22 protein-coding genes are annotated in these 22,898 nt (G+C 37.7%); 11 read left to right on the top strand and 11 right to left on the bottom strand.

Annotation, left to right across the window (positions count from 1 at the left end; translation table 11 throughout):
* Positions 1-4: 4 nt before the first annotated feature.
* Positions 5-925, bottom strand: coding sequence for a ferrochelatase (hemH, locus tag MHI34_RS11435; RefSeq protein WP_058843261.1), 921 nt, complete (start codon positions 923-925; stop codon positions 5-7).
* A gap of 155 nt (positions 926-1,080) precedes the next feature.
* Complete coding sequence (gene hemE / locus MHI34_RS11430) at positions 1,081-2,130, bottom strand: uroporphyrinogen decarboxylase (protein WP_036117406.1); 1,050 nt, start codon at positions 2,128-2,130, stop codon at positions 1,081-1,083.
* A 244-nt stretch (positions 2,131-2,374) separates the two neighbouring features.
* On the opposite strand from hemE, the gene MHI34_RS11425 reads away from it, so the two are divergent.
* Complete coding sequence (locus MHI34_RS11425; protein WP_036117408.1) at positions 2,375-2,890, top strand: antibiotic biosynthesis monooxygenase; 516 nt, start codon at positions 2,375-2,377, stop codon at positions 2,888-2,890.
* Positions 2,891-2,965: 75 nt separating this feature from the next.
* On the opposite strand, the gene MHI34_RS11420 is transcribed toward MHI34_RS11425, so the two are convergent.
* Complete coding sequence (locus tag MHI34_RS11420; RefSeq protein ID WP_058843259.1) at positions 2,966-4,147, bottom strand: ABC transporter permease; 1,182 nt, start codon at positions 4,145-4,147, stop codon at positions 2,966-2,968.
* Positions 4,131-4,880 (bottom strand): ABC transporter ATP-binding protein, encoded by a 750-nt coding sequence (locus MHI34_RS11415; protein ID WP_036117411.1) that lies wholly within the window; start codon positions 4,878-4,880, stop codon positions 4,131-4,133. The genes MHI34_RS11420 and MHI34_RS11415 overlap by 17 nt, the downstream gene beginning before the upstream one ends.
* A 104-nt stretch (positions 4,881-4,984) precedes the next feature.
* Here MHI34_RS11415 and MHI34_RS11410 point away from each other — a divergent pair, with 104 nt between their 5' ends.
* From MHI34_RS11410 to MHI34_RS11385, 6 genes are all read left to right on the top strand, one after another.
* Positions 4,985-5,398 (top strand): HIT family protein, encoded by a 414-nt coding sequence (locus MHI34_RS11410; protein ID WP_036117412.1) that lies wholly within the window; start codon positions 4,985-4,987, stop codon positions 5,396-5,398.
* A gap of 148 nt (positions 5,399-5,546) precedes the next feature.
* Positions 5,547-6,083 (top strand): tryptophan transporter, encoded by a 537-nt coding sequence (locus MHI34_RS11405; protein WP_036117414.1) that lies wholly within the window; start codon positions 5,547-5,549, stop codon positions 6,081-6,083.
* 132 nt (positions 6,084-6,215) lie between these two features.
* Positions 6,216-6,611 carry a YtxH domain-containing protein gene (locus tag MHI34_RS11400; protein WP_036117416.1) on the top strand — a complete coding sequence of 132 codons (396 nt, stop codon included), beginning with the start codon at positions 6,216-6,218 and terminating at the stop codon, positions 6,609-6,611.
* 157 nt (positions 6,612-6,768) lie between these two features.
* A complete protein-coding gene (locus MHI34_RS11395) occupies positions 6,769-7,329 on the top strand; it encodes an HTH-type transcriptional regulator Hpr (protein ID WP_036117418.1) in 561 nt (186 codons plus the stop codon).
* Positions 7,330-7,534: 205 nt separating this feature from the next.
* Positions 7,535-8,080 carry a DUF3267 domain-containing protein gene (locus MHI34_RS11390; RefSeq protein WP_036118042.1) on the top strand — a complete coding sequence of 182 codons (546 nt, stop codon included), beginning with the start codon at positions 7,535-7,537 and terminating at the stop codon, positions 8,078-8,080.
* Positions 8,081-8,149: 69 nt separating this feature from the next.
* Positions 8,150-8,335, top strand: a complete 186-nt coding sequence (locus MHI34_RS11385) for a hypothetical protein (protein ID WP_008173337.1) — start codon at positions 8,150-8,152, stop codon at positions 8,333-8,335.
* Positions 8,336-8,502: 167 nt separating this feature from the next.
* Here MHI34_RS11385 and MHI34_RS11380 read toward each other — a convergent pair whose 3' ends face one another.
* The gene (locus MHI34_RS11380; protein WP_004230765.1) at positions 8,503-8,607 is read right to left on the bottom strand and encodes a YjcZ family sporulation protein; all 105 of its coding nucleotides are present in this window, start codon (positions 8,605-8,607) and stop codon (positions 8,503-8,505) included.
* A 143-nt stretch (positions 8,608-8,750) separates the two neighbouring features.
* Between MHI34_RS11380 and MHI34_RS11375 the strand changes: the two genes are divergently transcribed.
* A complete protein-coding gene (locus tag MHI34_RS11375) occupies positions 8,751-9,731 on the top strand; it encodes a peptidylprolyl isomerase (protein WP_340809438.1) in 981 nt (326 codons plus the stop codon).
* Between the two features lie 82 nt (positions 9,732-9,813).
* On the opposite strand, the gene MHI34_RS11370 is transcribed toward MHI34_RS11375, so the two are convergent.
* From MHI34_RS11370 to MHI34_RS11355, 4 genes are all read right to left on the bottom strand, one after another.
* Positions 9,814-11,118 carry a HAMP domain-containing methyl-accepting chemotaxis protein gene (locus MHI34_RS11370; RefSeq protein WP_342504445.1) on the bottom strand — a complete coding sequence of 435 codons (1,305 nt, stop codon included), beginning with the start codon at positions 11,116-11,118 and terminating at the stop codon, positions 9,814-9,816.
* 183 nt (positions 11,119-11,301) lie between these two features.
* On the bottom strand, positions 11,302-12,237 hold the full coding sequence (gene yhaM, locus MHI34_RS11365; RefSeq protein ID WP_058843256.1) for a 3'-5' exoribonuclease YhaM: 936 nt from the start codon (positions 12,235-12,237) through the stop codon (positions 11,302-11,304).
* The gene (locus tag MHI34_RS11360; protein WP_342504444.1) at positions 12,234-15,122 is read right to left on the bottom strand and encodes an AAA family ATPase; all 2,889 of its coding nucleotides are present in this window, start codon (positions 15,120-15,122) and stop codon (positions 12,234-12,236) included. The genes yhaM and MHI34_RS11360 overlap by 4 nt, the downstream gene beginning before the upstream one ends.
* Before the next feature lie 4 nt (positions 15,123-15,126).
* Positions 15,127-16,341: a DNA repair exonuclease gene (locus tag MHI34_RS11355; protein ID WP_058843254.1), complete on the bottom strand. Its 1,215-nt coding sequence runs from the start codon at positions 16,339-16,341 to the stop codon at positions 15,127-15,129.
* 247 nt (positions 16,342-16,588) lie between these two features.
* Between MHI34_RS11355 and MHI34_RS11350 the strand changes: the two genes are divergently transcribed.
* Positions 16,589-16,774 (top strand): YhzD family protein, encoded by a 186-nt coding sequence (locus MHI34_RS11350; RefSeq protein ID WP_036075853.1) that lies wholly within the window; start codon positions 16,589-16,591, stop codon positions 16,772-16,774.
* Positions 16,775-16,821: 47 nt separating this feature from the next.
* Here the strand turns inward: MHI34_RS11350 and MHI34_RS11345 are convergent, their stop codons facing one another.
* Positions 16,822-17,604 carry an enoyl-CoA hydratase gene (locus MHI34_RS11345; protein ID WP_036118062.1) on the bottom strand — a complete coding sequence of 261 codons (783 nt, stop codon included), beginning with the start codon at positions 17,602-17,604 and terminating at the stop codon, positions 16,822-16,824.
* Between the two features lie 139 nt (positions 17,605-17,743).
* Between MHI34_RS11345 and MHI34_RS11340 the strand changes: the two genes are divergently transcribed.
* A complete protein-coding gene (locus MHI34_RS11340) occupies positions 17,744-18,715 on the top strand; it encodes a rhodanese-related sulfurtransferase (RefSeq protein ID WP_342504443.1) in 972 nt (323 codons plus the stop codon).
* A gap of 117 nt (positions 18,716-18,832) precedes the next feature.
* Here MHI34_RS11340 and MHI34_RS11335 read toward each other — a convergent pair whose 3' ends face one another.
* Positions 18,833-20,482: an FAD-binding dehydrogenase gene (locus MHI34_RS11335; protein WP_036118069.1), complete on the bottom strand. Its 1,650-nt coding sequence runs from the start codon at positions 20,480-20,482 to the stop codon at positions 18,833-18,835.
* A gap of 806 nt (positions 20,483-21,288) precedes the next feature.
* Here MHI34_RS11335 and serA point away from each other — a divergent pair.
* Complete coding sequence (serA, locus tag MHI34_RS11330; protein WP_036118072.1) at positions 21,289-22,896, top strand: phosphoglycerate dehydrogenase; 1,608 nt, start codon at positions 21,289-21,291, stop codon at positions 22,894-22,896.
* Positions 22,897-22,898 lie beyond the last annotated feature (2 nt).

The following is a 22,898-nucleotide window of genomic DNA, read 5'->3' as shown; positions in this document are numbered from 1 at the left end:
TCGCTTAGCTTAATTTTTTATGAATCGCATCTACCATCGCATCAATAAATAATGGGTGTGTATTTGGCATCGCTGGGCGATAGTATTTTGCGCCAAGTTCATCACAAACAACTTTACATTCAAAATCGTTGTCATATAACACTTCTAAATGTTCTGTTACAAAACCTACTGGTGTATAAACAAATGAACGGAAGCCTTTTTCTTCAAATAGCTCACGTGTTAAATCTTGAACATCTGGGCCAATCCAAGGCTCTGGTGTTTGGCCTGCTGATTGCCAGCCAACCTCTACATTTTTTAGACCTGTCGCAGCTTGAATAAGACGTGCTGTTTCAATTAATTGATCTTCATACGGATCGCCCAAGTTTTTAATTTTTTCAGGCAATGAATGTGCTGACACAATTAAACAAGCTGTTTCACGTTCTTCTTGTGGCATTGCATTAAATGTATCATTTACTTGTTGTTCCCAATACTCAATGAATTTCGGCTCATCATACCAAGATTCTACAGAAGTAATCGTTAAGCGACCTCCTGCTGCCTCTTCCGCACGACCGTTATAAGACTTAATAGAGAACGTAGAGAAATGAGGGGCTAGAACAATAGAAACCGCTTCTTTTATGCCCTCTGCCACCATTTGCTCTACTGCATCTTCAATAAATGGATGAATATGTTTTAAGCCAATAAACAATTTATATTCTACAGCATCCTGCACCTCATTTAAACGTGCACATAGGGCTTCAGCTTGTGCTTGTGTCGCCGCAGCTAATGGAGATAAACCACCGATAGCTTCATAGCGGCTACGTAAATCCTCTAAGTGCTCTGCCGAAGGTTTACGTCCATGACGAATATGCGTATAGTAAGGTTCGATATCTTCTTCTTTATAAGGTGTTCCGTATGCCATTACCAATAAGCCTTTAACTTCTTTCATTACCCTTTTCACCTCTAAAATTGTTTTATGTTTTCATACATTATGTGACAAAAAGAAGCTGCCCAATCTTTAATATTGGACAGCTCCCTTTCTATATGGAAAATAAAATTTCCTATGTAGAAAGGGACATATTTTTCACATTTGATTCACTTCTATTAAGAACGAGCTTGAATTTGTTGTGCACTGTATTCATGAATAAGTGTAGTGAGACGTTTTAAGATATCTGGGTTGACCTCTGGGAAAACACCATGTCCTAGGTTAAAGATATGACCTGGCATTTCTAAACCTTGTTCAATAATATCTTTTGTTCGTTTCTCAATGACTGACCAATCTGCTAATAAAAGGGATGGATCTAAGTTACCCTGTACCGGTTTTGTAATACCATTCGCACGCGCTTCTTTTATTGGCAAACGCCAGTCTAAGCCTACAACATCAATCGGTAAATCATTCCATTCCTTTGCTAAATGGCTCGCACCGACACCGAATTGAATGAGTGGCACATTTTCTTTTTGCAGCTCTGCAAAAATACGAGTCATAATTGGTTTAATAAATACACGATAATCCTCAACATTTAAGGCTCCTACCCACGAATCAAATACTTGGATTGCCTTTGCACCAGCTTTAATTTGAGCAGTTACATCTGCAATAATCATGTCAGCTAGTTTATCCATTAATGCAAACCAAGCTTGTGGCTCTGATACCATAAATGATTTTGTTTTATTATAGTTTCTTGAAGGGCCGCCTTCAATCATGTAGCTTGCAAGTGTAAATGGTGCTCCAGCAAAACCGATTAAAGGAACATTCAATTGCTCTTCTGCCAATATCTTGATTGTTTCTAATACAAACGGTGTATGCTCATTAGCATTGAATTCACCTAATTTTTCTACATCTGCTACTGATTGGATAGGGTTTGAAATAACAGGACCAACGCCTGCTTTGATCTTTACATCTACCCCAATCCCCGGAAGAGGTGTCACAATATCTTTGTATAGAATGGCTGCATCGACATTATAATTTTCTACAGGTAGACGAGTGACATATGCACATAGCTCAGGTTGATGTGTAATTTCCTCTAAGGAATATTTTTCTTTAATGGCACGGTATTCTGGCTGAGAACGTCCTGCCTGACGCATATACCATACTGGCGTGTGTGCTGTCCTTTCTCCACGTGCAGCACGCAGGAGTGTATCATTAAAAGTTGTCATGAATAGTTCCTTCCCCTCGATAAATTCATACTATAAAATTGTCTTAAAAAATGTTTTGTTTATTCCTTTATTATTGATATCCGTTTCCAATAGTAAACGCTTCCTCCGTAATTGTATAGTTTTCCTAGTGAAATGTCATAAAATTGTTCTTTCTCGGCAGATTCTTTTTGAACAGAGCGTTAGACTTACGCTGAAAAGGGTATAATCACGCTATAATTAGTAAGATCGTAAGGAGGATAAATTGATGTATATTTATTTAACTTCTGGCACTGGTGATTTTTTAGAACAGGTAAAAAATAAGTATCCAAATGAGCATATGATTTTAATTCATGGGGATGGAAACTCTGTGCTGATTCATGAGACAGAAGGAAAGACAGTTTTTGCGACACCACGTAAATTTGAGGTACTGGATTCAGTAAATGAATTAGAGGAACGAGGCTTCTTTGTATTTAATAATATTCCTGTGACAGATGAAGGACGACCTGTTTTCGAACACCGCTTTTTAGAGCGTTCACGCGCCATTGAAAATGAGCCTGGCTTTGTGGCGTTCCGTTTATTACGTCCGATCAAGAGTGATACTTACATTGTCATGACGCAGTGGAATGGACCACATTCATTTGAAGCATGGAAGAGCTCTAGAGCCTTTGAATCTGCACATGCTAAAAGAGATGATTCATCAGGTGTAAGCCAGCAAAATATCTTTTCAGCAGCTTCTTATGTAACAACTTATAGTGCTATGCCAAATGAGGATACAGAATAGTAGATAAAATAAAAGCTCATTTTCCGAATACTAGCATTGGAAAATGAGCTTTTCAATTTATCAGCTACAATCTATTTATTTGGAAATTTTTGCTGTTAATTCGCTAATTACAATAACAATGACAATGGCTAAATAAAACATTGGCTGTGTGATAGCACATAAACCAACAATAATAGCTTGTGTAACCATTGCTAAACGGACAGTTTGCTTTACAGCTAATTGGCGGGCATGCTCTGGTAAAGGATAGAGCATGTCCATTCGAAATTCACCACTTGATAGTAAGGCTTGTTTTAACTGAATTGTGGTCGCAAAGCTGAGTGCACCAGCAACAATCCATGTCACTACAGGAATATCAACAAAAACTGCGATGACTCCCGAAATGGCCGTAAGACGAAGCCATAAATAGAAATGGTCATCTGTACGGACAAAGGTACGAAACACCAAATATTTTTGAGCATTCTCTTTACCATATGGCACAAATCTATACAGCCAGTCCATCCAGCGTCGGCGTCGGATACTTCCGTGTAGATGAGGTACATCTGTAAAATAATTAGCAAAACGGTAAAAGCTCATCATACGATTCTGTTCAATTTTGACAAAATGTTCATAAGGCACAGGTTCGCCAACTGATTTTTTCCTAAAGATAATGATATAAACCACACTAATAACTGTCGCTATTACCGCTAGTATTAGCTGAGCATGAAGCCCCATGTATAAAACAGCCCCGAATATGACAGCTCGAATAAGCCTGTCCACCCAAACCATTTGACCTCGCTCACTGTATCGGTAGCTGAATTCTCCTTGCACACTTATATATTTCAATACAATGATAAGTAAAAAGATCGTCCATATTTCAGTTGTTGTTAATGCCGTTACGGCTTTCAATAATGGAATACATACAATATAAACAATCGCTACAATCCATACTTGGGACCAGAACGTCCAAGCCAATGCTTTGCTAAAATATTGAGACATTTTTGATTCTAAAGGTAATAAGTATACTTGATCTGGTTCTCTCAACAGCGTAGTAGGACGGCTAAAGGCCAATAAAATCCCTATCATAACAGCTATGACGATTTCTGCTGGAAAGTCTGTTTGGACAACTTTCAGCCATTCGCTATATTGGTAGCCCCCTGCTCCAATAAGAAATACAAGTACAATTGCAATATGCCCTGTAAAAATAAATTGCATATACTTTTGTACTTCTCCTATATAATGCATGAAGCGAGAGGACCATACATCACGCAAATTCTTCATGGTCCCGCTCCTTTGTCATGGCAATATAAAGATCATCTAATGTCGCATTCGGCATAGCAAATGATTGACGCAATTCCGCCATCGTCCCCTGTGCTCGCACTCTTCCTTCGTGCAATAAAATAATTCGATCGCAATGCTTTTCAGCCGTCGATAGAATATGCGTAGACATTAATATAGAAGCACCTTCTTTTTTCTTTTCATCCATCTGATCTAGTAATGATTGAATACCTAGTGGATCTAATCCCACAAAAGGCTCGTCAATAATATATAGACTTGGATTCACTAAAAAAGCACACATAATCATGACTTTTTGACGCATCCCCTTTGAAAAGTGTGAAGGGAACCAATTTAATCTTTTCTCCATGCGAAACTCTTTTAATAGCACCTCAGAACGAGCATCGAGGGTTGCCCTATTAATCCCATAAGCCATCGCTGTCAATTCTAGATGCTCTCTTAATGTTAATTCATCGTATAATACAGGAGTTTCAGGAATATAGGAAAATGCTGTCCGATATTTGTCCGTATCTTCCTTCAATGTCACACCATTTAAACGAATGTCCCCTTCCTTTGGCAACATCGTTCCGATAATATGTTTAATCGTTGTACTTTTACCAGCTCCATTTAAGCCGATTAAGCCAACTAATTCTCCTTTTCCAATTGTAAAAGATAAATCTTTAATCACAGGCTTTCTTGTATAACCACCTGTCACATGCTGTACCTCTAATACTGACATATCCTCACTCCTCTTCTTGTTTTATATTTTATCAAAAATTAGCAAATGATACAGGTTTGAGTATGATAGAATGTACTTACATATACGTTAAGGGGGAAATTCTCATGAGCGATTGCCTATTTTGCAAAATTATTGACGGATCTATTCCAAGTACCAAAGTTTACGAGGACGATCATGTCTATGCATTTACAGACATCTCACCTGTTGCAAAAGGTCATACATTATTAATTCCAAAGCATCACTGTCAAGATCTATTTGAAATGCCAGAGGATGTAGCACGTAATCTATATGCAGTTGCACCAAAAATCGCTAATGCTATTAAAGCAGCATTTCAGCCAATAGGTATGAATACGATTAATAACAATGGTGCTGCCGCTGGACAAACTGTTTTCCACTACCACTTACATTTTATTCCGCGTTACGATGAAAAAGAAGGACTAGGCTTAATTTGGCAGACTCAAAAATATTCACCAGAGCAGTTAGCCGAAGTTGCAGAAAGTATTAAAGCCAATCTATAAGTCATTTGTAATATATTAACATTAAAATGTTCAGAAAACTGTATTGCAAATTGAAAAATTTTGGCGTACAATCACAAATAAGTTTCGCTAACGATCAAGAGGATACGTTAGGAGACAAATAGATTAGCTTAGTCGAGGAGAGATACAGATGAATACAAAAAATTTAGTATTAATGGCATTATTAGTAGGTGTTGGTGCAGCCCTTTATGTGGTGACACCAGGTATGGTGAATGGCATGAAACCTGATTTCATGTTAACAATGATGTTTATTGGCATTTTATTGTTCCCCACTGTGAAAGAAACGTTCTTACTTTCGCTTTCAACAGGCGTACTTTCAGGTTTATTTACAACATTCCCAGCAGGTCTTGTCCCAAATATTATTGATAAAGCAGTAACAGGCTTTGTCTTTTTAGCCGCTTTATTGATTCTCAAAAAACTAGCAAATCATTTCGCTGTATCAGCTATCTTAGTTGGATTAGGAACTATTCTTTCAGGAACTGTCTTTTTAGCCGTAGCACTTTTCGTGTTCAATGCAAATGTTGGTGCAACGTTTGCGATGTTATTTATTGGCGTTGTCCTGCCAGCTGTCGCATTTAATGTCGTTGCTTTTGCCGTCATTTATCCCATTGTCACAAAATTAGTGAAGCGTTCTAAATTCAATACAGCCATTTCTCAAATATCATAAACACTTACTTAAAATAATTAAAAGAAACTAAACGGTGATGGTAAATCACTCGTCTAGTTTCTTTTTTCTTTTTGTATTTGTACAATTCATGGTTTAATAGTAGATAAACATGACTAGAAATGAGGTATCAATATGAAAGCAAAACCATTTTTACTTGGACTAACAACAGGCATTATCGGTGGGACAGTCGCTGTACTTTTTTCAACGCCACAATCAGGACAACAGCTACGTGCTTCTGTCAAACAAAATGTCGATCAGACAAAAGGAATGCTCCTTGATGTCAAACAACAAGTAGGGACTGTTAAACAATCTGTCAACACTTTAACAATTGAAGTAAAAAATAATATCCCACAAATAATAAATGATTTAAAACAAACAATTACAACTTTCACTGAAGAAATCGAACCAACTAAAAATAATTTGCAACAAGAATTAGATGCATTACAGAATTCGATTAGCGAAATCGAGAAAAACATTGCACAAATTACAGAAAATAAGAAAAAACCACAAGAAAAAGTTAGCGACTAAAGTCCTTTTCGAATGGTAAAAAATCTATTTTTTTATCAAAAATCATTACTATAATATTATTTTTTAACCACTTTTCAATTTTTTAATTTTTCTAACTTTAAACTTTTTTTCTTTACTGCTATAATATTTTTAAAAATGTGAAAGAAAGCAGTAGGTGATGGCTTTGTCAGAGGAATTATATACACAAAAAGAAGCGATGCTTTATAGTCAAAGAATCGCACAGTTATCTAAAGCGCTATGGAAAGCGGTAGAAAAAGATTGGCAACAATGGATTAAACCTTATGATCTAAATATTAATGAACACCATATTTTATGGATTTCATATCATTTAAAAGGAGCATCCATTTCAGATGTAGCAAAATTTGGCGTGATGCACGTTTCTACCGCATTTAATTTCTCCAAAAAGTTAGAAGAGCGTGGCTTCCTTAAATTTTCGAAGCGTGATGACGACAAACGTAATACTTACGTGGAGCTAACTGAAACTGGGACAGAGCTCATTATAGAGATGAATAAAAACTACCATAATACGTATCATTCCGTATTAGAAGGATCACTAGCATTAAAAGATCTATATGGCCGTTTCCCAGATTTTTTAGATGTGATGGCTGTTATTCGTAATATTTATGGTGAGGATTTCATCGATATTTTCGAACGTTCCTTCCAACATTTCCGCGATTCCTTTGACACACTAGAAGAACGCACACCTGTAAAAGGATAAGACGAAGCTTCAAACTGCACAAAATTTTTCCTGCCCTTATTTATTAGTTGAACATACTGAGGTATACTACTGTTCATTCAGGAATAAATCATGTGAAAGGAGGTATTTCAGAAATATTTCTGAAATACCTCCTTTTTCTTGCATTCTAACATCATTCAATTTACATTAAATAGGACACTTCCTATTTCGGAGTTGATACTAAGCCATGCATTGTTGGAAAATTTTAAATCTAGAACATCATTACGGTACTACGCGTATTATTATAATGAGTGTTATTACCTTTTTGTCGGTCTTTTCTGTTTCGTATGTATTGTTTAATTTATTCAACGAGGAGCATTATACAGATCGTTTATTCTGGCTCTTTGTCATAGCAGCCTTAACACTTTATCCAGTTCATAAATTTTTACATTTTCTGGCACTATACGATTTACGCCAGCATTTAAAATTGCGTGTACGTACTCAATTTTATATAATTCCAGTTTTACACATGCGTATTCGTGAGCCTTTATCAAAAAATCGTTACATCTTAGCATTACTTACGCCTTTTATCATTCTAAACACAAGTATTATAATAGGAACTTGGCTTTTACCGGCATATACACATTATGGTACATTGCTGCTAGCCTATCATTGTAGTCTATGTTTGATTGATATCCTTTACGTGAAATACCTTTTGCACTCACCTAAAAATTCGCAAATAGAGGAAACTCCTAAAGGTTATGAAATTTTAGTTCCACCAACCGTTCACTAAATGCTTGTACTTGTTTTTTAATGACGTTCTTTGTTATGCTATTACTATTGAAAGAGGGGAGGAATAGACTTGCTATTAATGATTGTAGTTCTATTCTCGGTATTCTATTTATTTCAAATTAACCGCATGACATATGCTCTATGCATGCGACGTGAAATTCCCGAAGAAAACCAACCAAAAATATTCCGAACTATAAATATACTTATTACCATATTACTTGTCTCATTCTATATTGAAATTTTATATGCAGTATAACAGTACATCCGCGCCCGTCCGCACGCTCGAAGAATAAGTCGAGCCCCCCATGCAACAACTTTTTCTAACCAAGAAGATTGGTAGTATCTAAGGCATGCGGCGCGAATGTCTAACATTGTTAAGAAAAGCTAAGAGTTGGAGCTCTTAGCTTTTCGCTGTTTTATTAATTAGTATAGGAACGCTGCACCAACGATAATTAATAAAATAAATAACACAACTAATAAAGCAAAGCCTGAGCCGTAGCCACCGCCACCGTATCCTCCGTTGCCCATAACTTCACCCCCTTTCTTTTCTATATCCTATGCGCTTCAAAATTTGAAATATAGGCAATACTCAAGGGGGAACCATTTTGTTTTTAAAACGTTTATGTTATAGTAAAAAATGGACGAAACCATGTTAGGAGAGAATATCCACTATGAAAAAGACAGTTTTATCTTTAACTCTAGCTGCATCTGTATTAGCGCTTGGTGCTTGTAGCGGCGGAGACAGCAAAGCAATCGTTACTTCTAAAGTGGGCGATATTTCAGTAGCTGATTTTAATGAAAAGGCAAAAGCTTTAACAGGCTCATATGTAATGCAACAATTGGTGACTGAAAAAGTTTTAGCTGACAAATATGAAGTAACAGATAAAGAAATTAAAGAAGCTTATGACACAACAGCTTCACAATTTGGTGAAGGCTTTACACAAGCACTTGCTGAAAGTGGCTTAACAGAACAGGGCTTTAAAGATTCTTTACGTGTTCAACTTCTTCAAGAGAAAGCTTTAAAAGATCAAGCAATTAAAGAAGAAGATGTGAAAAAATACTACGAGCAAATGAAAACAGAACTTAATGGTCGTCATATTTTAGTAGCAGATGAAAAAACAGCTAAAGAAGTCATTGAAAAAATTAAGGGCGGCGCTAAGTTTGAGGATGTAGCAAAAGAGTACTCAACAGATACAGGTTCTGCTCAAAAAGGTGGAGAGCTTGGATGGTTCTCTGTTGGTGCAATGGTAGATGAATTTAACGATGCTGCTTACGCTCTTGAATTAAATACATTGAGTGAGCCAGTAAAATCTAGCTTTGGTTATCATGTAATTGAAATTACGGAGAAGCGTGATGTAAAAGGTGTCGGTGCATTTAAAGATGAAGAAGAAAACATTCGTTCAACAATGTTAAATAAACTAAACCAAACAGGTGAAGCTCAAGCTATTCTAAAAGATATCATTGCAAAAATGGCTAAAGATGCGAATGTTAAAACATCTGATAAAGATTTAAAAGATTCACTAGAATTCTTCACAACAACAAGTGAAGAACAGGCAAAAGCAGCTGAAGAAGCAGCTAAAAAAGCAGAAGACAAAGCTGCTAAAGAAGATTCTGAAGACAAAGCAGAAGATACGGACAAGGAATCTAAATAATCGAGGGAATATTGTTTATCAATTGAACAATATCCACAACAAAAAGGAGCATCTGACAAATCAGATGCTCCTTTTTCCTTCTCTATTTCACTTTAAATTGGCTAATTTCAGCTTGTAAGTCATTTGACATCGTTTGAAGGACATTTGCCGCGCTCGCAATTTCCTCATTAGAAGTACTTTGTTGCTCTATGGATAAAGCAATATGCTGCATACCTGAAGATGTGCCATTCGCCATACCTACAATTTCTTTTACAGCAGAATCTGTTTGGCTTGCCTTCTCATTAACGCGCCATACGATATCCGTAACTTCCGTTGTACGTTGGCTAATCTGTTGTACATATTCCACAATATTTTTAAAGGCATCACCTGTCTGTTCAACAGCCTCTCGCCCTTCATCTACATATTGTGTGCCACTATTAATAGCGAAAACAGCACCGGAAGTTTGGTTTAATATATCATCCACTAGTGTTCGAATATTGTCAGCAGCCTTCCCAGATTCCTCTGCCAACTTTCTAACTTCATCCGCAACAACCGCGAAGCCTTTTCCAGTCTCTCCTGCTCGAGCCGCCTCAATAGATGCATTCAATGCAAGCAGGTTTGTTTGATCGGTAATGCTTGTAATTAACGAGACAATCGTACTAATTTCCTTTGATTTTTCACCTAAAGCATTCACAACTTCTGTTGATTGGTGAACAGAATCATTAATCGTATTCATTTTATCAATCGTTTGCTCAATTAGCTGTAAACCTAAATCAGCCTTTTGATTTGTTTCATTCGCTATATCTGCAACAGCCTGTACAGCAGAAGATGCATGGTCCATATCTTTGGAAATGAGATTAGCGGATTCAGATAAAAGGTCCATTTGCTTCAATTGTCCTTCCGCACTGGAAACAATATCTCCAATAGCATCAGAAATGGTTTCAACCGTGTGACTACTTTGCTCTGTAATCGTTGTAAATTCCTTTGTATAAGTCGAGACATCCGCAGATGCTTTATTCGTCTTTTCAATAACCGTGCCAATTTGCTCTAACATATGATTAAATTCAGTGGATAATTGTCCAATTTCATCTTTGAAACGGTCGTCAATGCGTACCGTTAAATCACCATCAGCCGCCTGTGTCATAGCCTTTAATACACGCTTTACACGTTTTAGGACGATATATCTCGTACATAACGAAATAATGACTGTACCAATAAATAACGAAATAAACGTATTAATGGCAACACCTGCACTGCCGTTTAAATGTACTACTTTTTCAAATTGATGACTAACAAATTCTGAGATATGCGAGCTAATAAATAAACTTATACCTATAGCTAGTATCATTTTGAAAATTAAACTTTTCCAAAACTTAATTTCCCGTGAAAAAAGTCCCTCTGTTTCCATTGCTCTTCCCCATTCCTATCATTTCTCTCTTTATTCTAAAATAAATACTAGCATTGGTACAATAGTTAGGTACTAAAATTACACATATGCATATTTAGACTTATCGAAATCAGTATAGGTTAGTTAATAAGCAACATCAATTATCAATTTCTCAACAGGTTAGGGGCTTAATCATATTACTTTTTAAATAGTAGGCTTATAGAATGAACGATTATCAAGTGGGAAAAGCCGCTCAGTAAATTCACCTGGTGTCGTTTTCCCTAATGCTCTTGTTAGCATGTTCATCTTCGCGTCTATATTATCAATATAATGTAAGATTTCCGCTTCTTGAAGCATCGGTTTTTTCGGACTCCCCCACTCTTCTTTCCCATGGTGAGACAATACCATATGCTGCAACAGCATAACTTCTTCGCCTTCAATTTCTAGCTCACTTGCAATTTTGGCAATTTCATTCACCATAATGGTAATGTGACCTAATAAATTGCCCTCCACTGTATACATCGTGGCAACAGGCCCAGACAACTCCACAACCTTGCCAATATCATGCAAAATAATGCCTGCATATAACAGGTCACGATTAAGTGTTGGATATAAATCAGCAATGGCTTTTCCTAGTTTGAGCATGGACACCATATGATCTAATAAACCAGACGCATAGTCATGATGGTTTTTAGTTGCTGCCGGAAAAACTAAGATGGCATCATAATGTTTTTTAATAGCCGCTCTTGTAATACGTGAGATATTTGGATTTTTAATATCAAAGAAAAATTGTGTCAATTCTTCATACAATTGTTCTTTTGGTGTTGCAGAGGATGGTACTAAATCATCGATCGCAATACCTTCCTCTGGCTTGGCAACACGAATAGATTTGATACGCAATTGATTCTTTCCTCTATAGTCGTGAATCTCTCCACCTACACGTACAATGGCCTCAGCATGATACATTTTTTCATGATCCTCATTTGTATCCCAGAGCTTTGCCTCAATATCTCCACTTTTATCTTGTAGTAATAGCGACATAAATGGCTTTCCAACGGTTGTAACACCTTTTGTCGCTTGTTTTATTAATAAAAATTGATCAACTGCTTCTCCAACTTGGAGCGTCGTAATCCCTTTCATGTTGACGCCACTCCCCTTTCATTTGCTAATGCTCCTATATCGACAATTTGCTCTTTCTGCCAATGTTTGAGCATTGTATCATGACAAGTAAAATATAAAATTTGACGTTCATATCCTACTTCTTTCATTAATTGTACCATTTTGTTTGTACGGTTTCGATCAAAATGGACAAATGGATCGTCCATAATAATTGGAAATGGAGCAGTGCTCACTAGTGTTTTTGCAAGGGCCAGACGTAATGCAATATAGGCTTGTTCTTTGGTAGCCTGAGATAATTCAGCCATTTGATAACGTAATCCTGCTACATCTTGTGCAACAAAATAACCTTCATCATGAATCGAAAGTTTATCGTATCTTCCCCCTGTTAGTAAACGGAAAATCGCATTCACCTCCACAAGGACATGAGGTAATTTTTCTTCACGTAGGCGGAATAATGTTTCATGAATGGCTGTCGCAACAGCTTTTTTAGTTGCCCATTGCTCAATCAGCTGCTGCAATTCTGCTTTCTCCTGCTCAAGCTGTTGTAGCAATTGCCCATACTTTTCATCATTTAATAGCTGATCTTTTTCAATGAGCAAAGCAGCACGTTGCGCAAGACATTGGTCGATCGCTAGCTGCGTTGAATTTTGCTCTTGTTCTAAAGCATGTATGTCCTCGTTAACAGTGTCCTCCACTAGACTCTCTCGCTGTGGAAGATTGAGTGAGGCGAGTTGAGCCTGAACCGTTTGTAACTCTGTCATGATGTTTTTTTGCTGCTCAAATTGCTCATACATTTCATAATAAGCCTGCTCGTTTGGAACTTGTGCTTCATTCAATAGCTCAGCCATTTCAGTTGTATAACGGTCCAGTTTTGATTGCCCACCATCCATTTTTATCTTCAGGCCAGCTAGCTGTTCTTTTGTTTGCTGTACTTGCTGTTGATGTTGTTGTGCTTCAAGGTAGGCTGTCCGTAAATACATATATATTTCCTGTTCATTATAGGCTCCCTCTAAAACCTGTTGAAGCTGTTTATAAATATGCTGCTTTTCTTTTTGAACTTCTTGCATAAGGCTTAGGGTACTATTTTTTTTAGCTGCTAGCTCTTGCACACTCCGAATACGCATAAATAATTCGGGCATTAACGTTCTGGCGATTGTTCCCTGTAATCGATAACGTTTTAAAAAATGCTGGAGTGTGTGAGTGGCTTCTTCACTCTCTATCTCAGCCTGTTGAATTTTATATTCAAGAGAAGCGTATTGCTGCTCCTTCTCCTTTTGCTGTTCATTGACGTGTACCCAACGATCTTCATATCTTTGCTTCTTTAATAGCACCGCTTGTACCGTCATTTCCTCCTGCTCTAACTCTCGAAGAAGGGAGCTATGCTCTTTACTAGTAGGCTCATCCGCTTGTTTAACATATCGGATAAATAACAGAGTCAGCAATGATAAAACAGCTCCGATAATGGTCGTAACTATGTTTTTTTCAAATACACCATAAATCAATGACAATAAACCGATTAGCAGTACAAGCCAGCTAAAATAATGAGGTTGCTTTTGTTTACTACGTTGCGATTTGGCCGCACGTAATTGCTCAAGCTTACGCTTTTGTTGGGGCCACTGTGCTAAAATATGTTCTTCTTCATTTGTTAATGACTCTTGCATGAGCCGTTGCTTTTGTTTGGCAATTGTCTCTAATTCTAGATGGACTTGCTCTAGTGAGCGTAGATGAAACTTTAGCTCGTCCTCTGCCTCCTCCAATTTACTTAATTGAAGCTGAAATTGTTGTTCCTGCTGGAGTGAAACCGTTTCTTCGAGAAGATTCTCCTGTGCCTCTGTCTCGAGTACGCCTAATAAACGAAACTGTGCTTTCATTTCTTGCTCAAACATAAAGAGATCATCATGTAAATTTTGCTCCTTCACCATCAGCTGATGCCACGTTGCCTCTTTTTGCATAAGACGAGCCATTTCATTGACCGTATGCTCATCCGCTATGGTAAGTACTTGATCTTGTAATGTTTGACATTGCTCCTTTAATTGCATTAGCTGCTGGCTTTCGTGTAATAGACGATCCTTTAATTGCTCATAGCGTCTTATACCTTCTGGCGGAAACTGTACATGTTGATAATTGACCAGTGTCTGCTGTAAAATCTGTTGCTGTTTGAGGAGAGGAAGTGCCTGCTTTTGAATCGTTAACTGCTGCCATTGTTGTTGCAGCAGTTTTTGCGTACTATAAAGCTTTTCTAGATTATGCTCAAGTAGTTGTAATTGCTTTAATTTGTCCTCAAATGTTAGAATCTTTCCCTGCTCCTGTTTAATCGTACGCTCAAGCTGCTTTAATTGCTCAACCTTTTGATTAATCACGGGTACTTTACCTGTTTTTTTAAACAGCTCATTTGCCTCTTTCTCCATCTTCTTTTCAAGAGCTGATAAATGTTGAACCCCTGTTGTGCCAGAGGCTAGTAGCAAATGGGTTAGCTCCTCCTCTGACATTTTTTCAATGCCCTGTAGCTCATGCAATGAAAATGAAAAAATGGATTCAAAGGACGTTCTAGAATACCCATATAAAAGCTTAGTTAATAGTTCCTCGTGTCCCGTTGTTCCATCCTCTAGATAAACAGAAACATCGCCCGCTGCCTTTCCTTTCACACGTTCAATAGTGCACTGGCCATAAATAGGATGCACGAGTGTGAGCTGACCACCATATTTCGTCGAAACTTTTGGTTCATATTTGCGCTGTGTCTGCTGCCGTATGGGGAAACCAAAGAGCATTTGTAGTATAAACTGCTGAATCGTCGTCTTTCCTGCTTCATTTAATCCATAAAAAATAGTGACACCCTCATTTAAGGAAATGGTGATGTTTTCATGCTTACCAAAGCCATATATTTGGATTTTTTGTATAGTCAGCATGTGATCACGCCCTTTGAATTTCTTCTGCCAATAATGCCTGTGCATTTTGCGTTAAGTTTTCAATATCCTTGTCACTTAGTGGCTCTATCAGCCTTGCACCACCAGCATATTGGTATAAATCTTTTAGAATATCTTTCCATTCATTACTGTCCCACTGCTCCATTAAGCTGACAACGGATTGAGTTGCTGCTGTCTGCTCATAAAGACTTGCTGTCTTCTGCAATACCAACTTTTGTACCCAACACATCGGCTCAATGCCTTCCTCCGTCTCTCGCACAGTATCTAACCATGCATCTACAGTTGCGTGTTCAAATAAAGCTTCCGTTTGTTCATCAATGTTTTGCAGGTGAAGCTCAACTACTGATGCCCCGTACTTCGTCCTATTCGTTGTGATCGCTTCCGAACATCTTTTTAGTAATTCATTGGCATGTACAACATTCGTACAATCCACTTCTATCGTGTTATAAACGACAGTAGATGTAGGGATAAAATCTAGCTCATTCGATGTTTGGGATAACGTCACGTCATAAAAGCCTTTCAGTCCTTGTTCTTTACGATGTCGACTTTGAATATTGCCTGGATAAACAATGGGAGGGTTTTGATGTAAAAGCTGTCGTTTATGAATATGTCCCAAAGCCCAATAATGATAGTTCTTTTCTATCAACTGCTGCTTAGTGAAGGGGGCGTAAACATCATGGGTCGTGTTGCCTGCCTCACTGCCGTGTAGCATACCAATATGAATGGCATGCTGATCCTGTGCAATTGGATAACTTTCAATAACTGATTCCTTTAAATGGCGTTCATGATAGCTGAAACCATATATATTTACTTGCTGGCCTCGGATTTTTAATTGAACCACGGTCGTTTCCGCTGGTAGTTCATAGACATTGCTTGGCAAAGCAAAGCGTGTCCAAGTGCCATTTAAATGATCGTGGTTACCATAGCTCACAATCACAGGGATGTTGTGTTGGAAGAGCTTTTCCATTGCATCCTGAAATCTTCGTTGTGCTTGCAAGCTACGATTTTCACCATCATAAATATCTCCAACAATTAATATAAAATCAGGTTTCTCTTGAATTGCTTTATGGATAATTTTATCGAATGCTTCAAAAGTACTCGACCTAATGTTCTTTAAAATGTGCTCAGGTAATCCAAATAAACCTTTAAATGGACTATCTAAATGTAAATCTGCCAAATGAAAAAAACGAATTGCTGTCATCCAATCACCTCAAATAGTAGATAATTATCGCCTCTGTACCGTAATATGTTCACTAAACAAAACCGAATATTTGTTCTATTTTATCATAGTTCACGTTTTATGAAAAATGGTATTACATAAAAAACAGCATTGCCTTACTTTTTCCACAATTTTCGTAATTTATCAAAAAATTCACTAGTTTTACCGTGAAGTTTATAAATCTTCTATGTATAATAGAAATATATTTAAGTAAAAGGGTGGGGTTTGTATGGAGAATTATCGTTTTACAGCTTTTGAAAAAACAGGGGAAACATTATTTGATGAAACTTGGACATTTGAAAATGATGAGGCTGCTAAACTAAACGGACAACAACAAATTGAGGAAAAAGGTGTTGCCGACAAAACTCATCGTCTTGTAAACGCTTCGGGTAAATTAATTTTATTCCATGTTTAGTGGCTAAAAGGCACGTAGTCATTGTTGCTACGCGCCTTTTATGATTGTTATTTTCCTACAAAGACAGGCATTCTTTTCTCTACAAATGCATGAATGCCTTCTAGATGATCTGTTGTTTTACGCATAGCGGATTGCCCCTCTGCTTCTAAAGCTAGGATATTTTCTAGCTGAGGCAAATTTTGAGCATGTAGAATTTTTTTCGTTGTAATCATGGAAGAAATAGGTGACGCAAGCATTTTACCAACAAGCTGATCTGCCATGGCAAATACAGTACCCTCTGGTGCAATAAAGTCAATAAGCCCTTCATCTAATGCTTCTTTTGCTGTTAATACCTTCCCCTCCCAAATCATCTGTTTCGCTTTAACAGTCCCCACACGTTCCTTCATGAAGAAATGACCACCTCCATCTGGGATTAGTCCTATTCCAATGAAATTCATAGCTAGCTTACTATTTTCACAAGCCACAACTATATCTGCCCCAAGTGTTAGACTAAACCCTAGACCTGCCGATGCACCATGAACAGCAGCAATCACAATCATTGGTAACTGATAATACGCTTTCACAATACGTGAAAGATAGACCATTGCCTCATCAATATTTAATGGTTTATTTTCATCTAACATAGCCTTGATATCGCCACCCGCAGAAAAGACTTTTCCTTCTCCACGAATAACAAGCACCTGTATATTTTGTTCCTGTTGGAGAGCCTCAAAGCATTCTGCGAGTTCTCGCATCATAACATCATCCATAGCATTCATCGCCTGCGGACGATTCAATGTTAACGTTGCACGACGTTCTAATTTTTCTAAAGTAATCGTTGAAAATTCCATCTCTATTACCCCCAAATATGAATAGTCATTCACTATGTACTATTCGTGTTTTTTTAGAAAACTCCTTCTACTCTAAGCAAAATTGCTCTTGTTATGCTATATTAAAGGACGAATATTGAGTTAAAGGTGGTAACGTATTTTGATACAGAAGGACTATCGTGTATTACTTTATTATAAATATATTACAATTGAAGACCCTGTAGCATTTGCAGAAGAACATTTAGCATTATGTAAAGAAATTGGACTTCTTGGACGTATTTTAGTAGGCTCTGAAGGCATTAATGGCACCGTTTCTGGTACCGTTGAGCAAACAGATGCTTATAGGAATCATATGAAGGCAGATGCTCGTTTTAGTGATATTATGTGGAAAATCGATGAGGTGGAAGGACATACCTTTAAGAAAATGCATGTACGTCCTCGTCAGGAAATTGTCCATTTAGGTTTGGAGCATGATATTAATCCTTTGGAAATCACAGGCGATTATTTATCGCCTAAAGAATTTATGGAACAAATGCAAGAAGAGAACACTGTGATTATCGACGCCCGAAATGACTATGAATATGATATTGGTCATTTCAAAGGTGCTGTACGACCTGATATTGAAACCTTCCGTGACCTTCCAGCTTGGATGGAAGCACATAAAGAAGATTTTGCAGATAAAAAGATTTTAACTTACTGCACAGGTGGTATTCGCTGTGAAAAATTCTCTGGTTGGCTAAAACGTGAAGGCTATGGTAAAAGTGTTGGTCAATTACACGGTGGTATTGTAACCTATGCAAAAGATCCTGAAGTAAAGGGCCAGCTATGGGATGGTCAGATGTTTGTTTTTGACCGTCGTCGAAGTGTACCGATTAATCAGGTTGAGCATGTCATCGTTGGGAAGGATTACTTCACAGGTGAACCTTCTGAACGTTATACAAACTGTGCAAACCCTGAATGTCATAAATTAATGTTATGTGAGGAAAAACACGAAGCATTTTATATGCGTAGCTGTTCAGATGATTGCCGCCGTGCAGAACGCAATTTCTTTGTCGAAGAGAATGGTTGGACGAAGGAGCAGGTTGAGGAGCAAATTGCTAAGATTGCAGAGATTCAAAACGCAAATCGTTAATACTTGGTGAGATAGGGTTTAGCCGTGTGCGTAAATGGTCTAAACCTTAAAATAGTAAGCCATCTACTAGCCCATCCAAAAAGAGCATCGTCCTGATGAACGATGCTCTTTTTCTTATTATTCCTGCGCTAAATAGCGCCCAACCTGCCGTCCACTAAATAAACAGCCTCCGACAAATGTCCCTTCTAAAGCACGATAGCCATGAACACCCCCGCCACCGAAGCCACTTACTTCACCAGCAGCAAATAAACCTGGTATAGGTTGACCATCCATACCCAACACCGCACCATTTAAATTTGTTTGTAAGCCACCCAAGGTTTTCCTAGTTAGAATGTTTAAACGTACGGCAATTAATGGCCAATTTTTAGTATCTAGAATTTTATGTGGTTTGGCAACACGCACTAATTTATCTCCAATATAATGCCTTGCCCCATGAATAGCGTTAACCTGTAAATCCTTCGTAAACTTATTGTCCATTTCTCGATCCCTTGCCAAGATTTGCTCTTTCACTTTCATGAAATCCAGTAGCTCATTCCCTGCTAGTTTATTCATGCCTTCTACTAGTTCTTTTAAATCATGTGCAATCACAAAATCTTCGCCATGATTTTTAAAAGCTTGGATAGGGGCTGGTGGACCTGGCATTATACGCTTAAGCACATCACTAATGCTTTTGTTTGTTAAATCTGGGTTTTGTTCTGAACCAGATAGTGCAAATTCCTTCTCAATAATTTTTTCCGTTAAAATAAACCAAGAGTAATCATAACCTGTTTTTTGAATTGCCTCTAACGTACTGAGCGTATCAAAGCCTGGGAAGTTGGGTGCATGGAATCGATTACCTTCTGCATCAAACCATAAGGAGGAAGGCCCTGGTAAAATACGAATGCCATGGTTGGGCCAAATTGGATCCCAATTTCTTAATCCCTCTGTGTAATGCCACATGCGATCACGGTTTACAATACGTCCTCCAGCATGTTCTGTGATTTCTAGCATTCTCCCATCAACGTAAGCTGGCACACCACATACCATATTTTTAGGAGGAGTCCCAAGTCGTGCAGGCCAATTTTTTCTTACTAAATCAAAATTAGCCCCAATACCGCCACTTGCTACAATCACGGCATCGGCTTCGTAGGAAAATTCTCCAATCCCCAATCTCGAACTTTTTTCACCTCGATTAATAAAGGTTTCTGCTAGCACTGTTCCACTGATTCCTGTAATTGTTCCATCATGTTGTATAAATTCATCCACACGATGTCTTGGTCTAAAATCGATAAATCCATCTTTCATAGCTTGCTTTACTTTATTTACAAATGGCTTTACTATGCCAGGACCAGTTCCCCATACAATATGAAATCTTGGTACAGAATTGCCATGTCCTCCCGCTAAAGAGCCTCCCCGTTCTGCCCATCCAACCACAGGGAAAAATTTGATACCTTTTGACTTTAACCAGTCATATTTTTCACCTGCAGCAAAATCAACATAGGCTCTGGCCCATTTATAAGCCCACGAATCCTCATCTTCTAAACGATCAAAGCCTGCAGTTCCTTGCCAATCTTGCCACGCCAGTTCTTTACTATCTTTAATTCCAAGCCTTCGCTGCTCTGGAGAATTTACTAAAAATATCCCACCAAAAGACCAATATGCCTGTCCCCCTATTGAATTTTCAGGCTCTTGATCTACTAAAAGAACTTTTTTCTTTGCATCGATTAACTCACAAGCAGCAACTAAACCCGCAAGTCCAGCACCAACTATTGCAACATCGTACTGCATTTTTACACCCCCAAATCAAATCATCCTTAACTAACATTCTTCTCTCACAGCCTGTTTACCTTCTAAAATCTAATTTTTTGTCTAAAATGTGACAAGCGAAAATGTTCGCTTTCTCACACTAAAATCATCAAGGAATAGCATAAATCATCTAATTTATTCCATTTAATTACCATATAATTTTTTAACCGTAAACTACATGGAACACTGATACTATCGCACTTTTCAAATATCGTTAACGCTTTCATTGTATCCTCCAAAAAGACGAATATTAAACACTAAGAAAACAAACAATGTTCGTTTTTAGTTATTATTCAGACTTTTGAAGTCTATATTTTTTAAGTTTTTCAGAAATATCGTTGACAAAGGTGAACAATAGGGATTATGATGTTAACAAATTTAATCACACAAAATATAACGACGGAGACATACTAGTCACAAGAAAATCCAAAGAGAGCTGATGGTTGGTGTAAATCAGTGATTTCTACGATAATAGTTCCACTCCAGAATAGATAAGCCGAACAACTTAACAGTAAGCTTATCCGTCCCATGCGCGTTACGCATATAGCTAAGACTGCCAGAATAAATTTTCCAGCAGTGATTAAGGGTGGTACCGCGAACCAATGTTTATTCAGCCTTTCGCCCCTTACAACACAATAACTGTGTCTGTAAGGCGTGGAAGGCTTTTTATATTGTTTTCGATTTAGAAAGGAGATCGTTTGCATGCTGTAAGATGTTCGAATTTTACAAATTTCAGACTGTCGTAGATAAATCCACAACCCATATTTATTAAAAAGGAGCTAATTATAATGACTACTGCAACAAAAAACATTAACGTATTTATCGCTGATCCACTAAGTGAGGATGGTATTTTCCCATTACGTCAGGAGCAAGATTTAGATTTAAACATTATTGTAGACACTGGTCTTGCACCAGAACAATTAATCGCTAAAATTGCAGATGTGGATGTATTACTTGTTCGTTCTCAAACAACTGTGACACGTGAAGTGATCGAAGCAGCTAAAAACTTAAAATTAATTGGTCGTGCTGGTGTGGGTGTCGATAATATTGACCTTGCTGCTGCTACTGAACATGGCATTATCGTTGTCAACGCACCAGATGGTAACACAAACTCAGCTGCTGAGCATACAATCGCAATGATGACTTCACTTGCCCGTCATATTCCACAAGCTTTTAATACATTAAAAAATGGAAAATGGGATCGCAAATCTTATGTTGGTGTTGAGCTAAAAAATAAAACGTTGGGTGTTGTAGGCTTTGGACGAATCGGTGTTGAAGTAGCTTATCGTGCAAAAGGTCAACGTATGAATGTTATGGCATACGATCCTTTCCTAACAGATGAACGTGCAAAAGAATTAGGTGTAACAAAAGCAACAGTTGAAGAAATTTGCGAAGCAGCAGATTTCATTACAGTTCATACACCACTTCTTCCTGAAACACGTAATCTTATTAATAAAGAAAAATTTGCGATGATGAAAGATGGCGTGCGTATCATTAACTGTGCACGTGGTGGAATTATCAATGAAGATGATTTATATGATGCAATCGTAGCAGGAAAAGTAGCTGGTGCTGCCCTAGATGTATTTGTTTCTGAACCAGCAACAGATCATAAGCTACTGACTTTACCACAGGTAATCGCAACGCCTCACTTAGGTGCATCGACAATTGAAGCACAAGAATCTGTTGCGGTTGATGTATCAAATGACATCATTAAATTTTATAAAACAGGTACCGTAACAAACCCTGTAAACATGCCATCTATTCCGAAAGAGCTTCTTGCACAAGTTGAGCCTTTCTTTGAATTAGCTGAAAAGCTTGGTTCATTCCTATCACAATTAACAACAGAGCCTGTAAAAGAAATCAACCTATCTTATGCTGGTGAAGTAGCAAACTATGATGTACGTCCATTAACTTCAAATGCACTAAAAGGCTTATTAGCAAAAAATCATGGTAATCATGTAAATGATGTCAATGCCCGTTACTTATCTGAACGTATCGGCATGAAAATTAATGAGCACAAAACAACAACTGCTAAAGGCTTTACAAGCTTAATTACGATTGAAATTATTACTGCTAATGAAACGCATACAGTAGCTGGTACATTATTAAACGGTTTAGGTGCACGTATCGTAAAAGTAGAAGACTATGTTGTGGACGTCATTCCACAAGGTCACCTTCTTTACATTAAAAATACGGACAAACCAGGTGCAATTGGCCGTGTAGCAACAAAGCTTGCAGAAAAAGAAATCAATATCGCAACAATGCAAGTTGGCCGTGCACAGGTTGGTGGTACAGCGGTTATGATGCTAACGGTTGATAATGTTGTAACTGAAGAAGATTTAGTTTTTGTAGCACAGCTTGAAAACATTGATGAGGTAAAAGCCATTAACCTATAATT

Origin of the sequence: Lysinibacillus sp. FSL L8-0126 (genome assembly GCF_038630385.1) — a bacterium.
Taxonomy (GTDB): Bacteria; Bacillota; Bacilli; order Bacillales_A; family Planococcaceae; genus Lysinibacillus; species Lysinibacillus fusiformis_D.
Note: the sequence above shows the minus strand (reverse complement) of the source record. Positions and strands in the feature narration are given on the sequence as shown.

Coding starts and splice junctions, on each gene's coding strand:
- MHI34_RS11395 (WP_036117418.1), top strand. CDS start 6,769: ATGGCTTTGTCAGAGGAATTATATACACAAAAAGAAGCGATGCTTTAT.
- MHI34_RS11390 (WP_036118042.1), top strand. CDS start 7,535: ATGCATTGTTGGAAAATTTTAAATCTAGAACATCATTACGGTACTACG.
- serA (WP_036118072.1), top strand. CDS start 21,289: ATGACTACTGCAACAAAAAACATTAACGTATTTATCGCTGATCCACTA.
- yhaM (WP_058843256.1), bottom strand. CDS start 12,237: ATGAAAGGGATTACGACGCTCCAAGTTGGAGAAGCAGTTGATCAATTT.
- MHI34_RS11355 (WP_058843254.1), bottom strand. CDS start 16,341: ATGACAGCAATTCGTTTTTTTCATTTGGCAGATTTACATTTAGATAGT.
- MHI34_RS11400 (WP_036117416.1), top strand. CDS start 6,216: ATGAAAGCAAAACCATTTTTACTTGGACTAACAACAGGCATTATCGGT.
- MHI34_RS11370 (WP_342504445.1), bottom strand. CDS start 11,118: ATGGAAACAGAGGGACTTTTTTCACGGGAAATTAAGTTTTGGAAAAGT.
- MHI34_RS11410 (WP_036117412.1), top strand. CDS start 4,985: ATGAGCGATTGCCTATTTTGCAAAATTATTGACGGATCTATTCCAAGT.
- MHI34_RS11380 (WP_004230765.1), bottom strand. CDS start 8,607: ATGGGCAACGGAGGATACGGTGGCGGTGGCTACGGCTCAGGCTTTGCT.
- MHI34_RS11345 (WP_036118062.1), bottom strand. CDS start 17,604: ATGGAATTTTCAACGATTACTTTAGAAAAATTAGAACGTCGTGCAACG.
- hemE (WP_036117406.1), bottom strand. CDS start 2,130: ATGACAACTTTTAATGATACACTCCTGCGTGCTGCACGTGGAGAAAGG.
- MHI34_RS11360 (WP_342504444.1), bottom strand. CDS start 15,122: ATGCTGACTATACAAAAAATCCAAATATATGGCTTTGGTAAGCATGAA.
- MHI34_RS11415 (WP_036117411.1), bottom strand. CDS start 4,880: ATGTCAGTATTAGAGGTACAGCATGTGACAGGTGGTTATACAAGAAAG.
- MHI34_RS11335 (WP_036118069.1), bottom strand. CDS start 20,482: ATGCAGTACGATGTTGCAATAGTTGGTGCTGGACTTGCGGGTTTAGTT.
- hemH (WP_058843261.1), bottom strand. CDS start 925: ATGAAAGAAGTTAAAGGCTTATTGGTAATGGCATACGGAACACCTTAT.
- MHI34_RS11375 (WP_340809438.1), top strand. CDS start 8,751: ATGAAAAAGACAGTTTTATCTTTAACTCTAGCTGCATCTGTATTAGCG.
- MHI34_RS11350 (WP_036075853.1), top strand. CDS start 16,589: ATGGAGAATTATCGTTTTACAGCTTTTGAAAAAACAGGGGAAACATTA.
- MHI34_RS11405 (WP_036117414.1), top strand. CDS start 5,547: ATGAATACAAAAAATTTAGTATTAATGGCATTATTAGTAGGTGTTGGT.
- MHI34_RS11420 (WP_058843259.1), bottom strand. CDS start 4,147: ATGAAGAATTTGCGTGATGTATGGTCCTCTCGCTTCATGCATTATATA.
- MHI34_RS11425 (WP_036117408.1), top strand. CDS start 2,375: ATGTATATTTATTTAACTTCTGGCACTGGTGATTTTTTAGAACAGGTA.